This is a genomic window from Streptomyces muensis (assembly GCF_021474425.1).
In the GTDB taxonomy this organism is placed as follows: Bacteria; Actinomycetota; Actinomycetes; order Streptomycetales; family Streptomycetaceae; genus Streptomyces; species Streptomyces muensis.
Genome location: NZ_JAKEIP010000599.1, coordinates 1 through 973, shown reverse-complemented (window position 1 = coordinate 973; position 973 = coordinate 1). Strand labels below are relative to the sequence as shown.

Genomic DNA, 973 nt, shown 5'->3' with positions numbered 1-973 from the left:
CACTTCGGGCCGCGCCGGGGAGGGGCGGGGTGTGGGCCCGGGGGTGCCGGCGGTCGGGGGGTGGGCCTGGCCGTCGACGTACCAGGGGACTACCTGGCCGCTGTCGTCGAAGTACGTCACGTTGCCGCGCAGCCAGGGGACGGGGCCCTGACCGAAGGGGTCCGTCACGGCGTGCGCGAGTGCCCCCGACTCCCAGCGGCGGATCTGCTCCGACCCCATGGCCGTACCCCTCCCTCGTTCCCCCGTGGCCGTGCGTCCGTGGTGGTGCGTCACCTCGCGCGACATGGCCGTTTGTGTGCCTGTCGTATGTCGCAAGCCCTTGCCATGTGCGCTATCGATCCCAGCACATCACATTGCGCACGCATCCTGTCACTATTCGTTGCGAATTGGCCGAAAGTGGAACCGGGGGTTCCGACCGCATACGGGGTGCGAGCCTGCTGGGCGGGCCGGAGTGGCTGTCCTCTGGGGGCTCTGGCGACTCTGGCCTCTCGATCGGGGCTCTCTGGCCTCTGGGGCGGCCCTCAGACCAGGCGTACCGGCTTCTCCGGGCGTATCCCCGACTCCACCAGCCAGGCGCGCAGGGGCGCCGGGTCACCGTCCTCGATGAGGCTCAGGACTCTGGGGGTGAGGTCGGCCGCTCTTGTGCCGTTGATGAGAAGCGTGGGGCCGTCGAGCCAGTCCAGCCCCGGGGTCGCCCCGGCGGTGTCCATCGCGGCGCAGCACACCATCGCCGTCACATGGTCGGTGAGCAGCTCGCGCGAGGTACGGGGTGGCTGGAGCGGGAAGAGGGGGAGCGCGCCGGTGTCCAGGAGGGTGGTGCCGGGAGCGAGGGACGCGTTCTGTTCCACCGGGGCCGCGGCTTCCTCGCGGGCCAGCTCGGCGGTGAGGACGGCGGCGAGGGCGGAGCTTCGCTCGGTTTCCTGGTCGTCGCTGGGGTGGTCTTCGGCCATGGCGGCGTAGGGGGGCTTTGGGG

Annotated in this window: 2 pseudogenes; both read right to left on the bottom strand. The window is 71.3% G+C overall.

The window, feature by feature from the left end:
- A pseudogene (locus tag L0P92_RS44640) lies at positions 1 to 219 on the bottom strand (N,N-dimethylformamidase beta subunit family domain-containing protein); the annotation flags it as partial.
- 302 nt (positions 220 to 521) lie between these two features.
- Positions 522 to 973 (bottom strand): annotated as a pseudogene (locus L0P92_RS44635) (hypothetical protein); the annotation flags it as partial.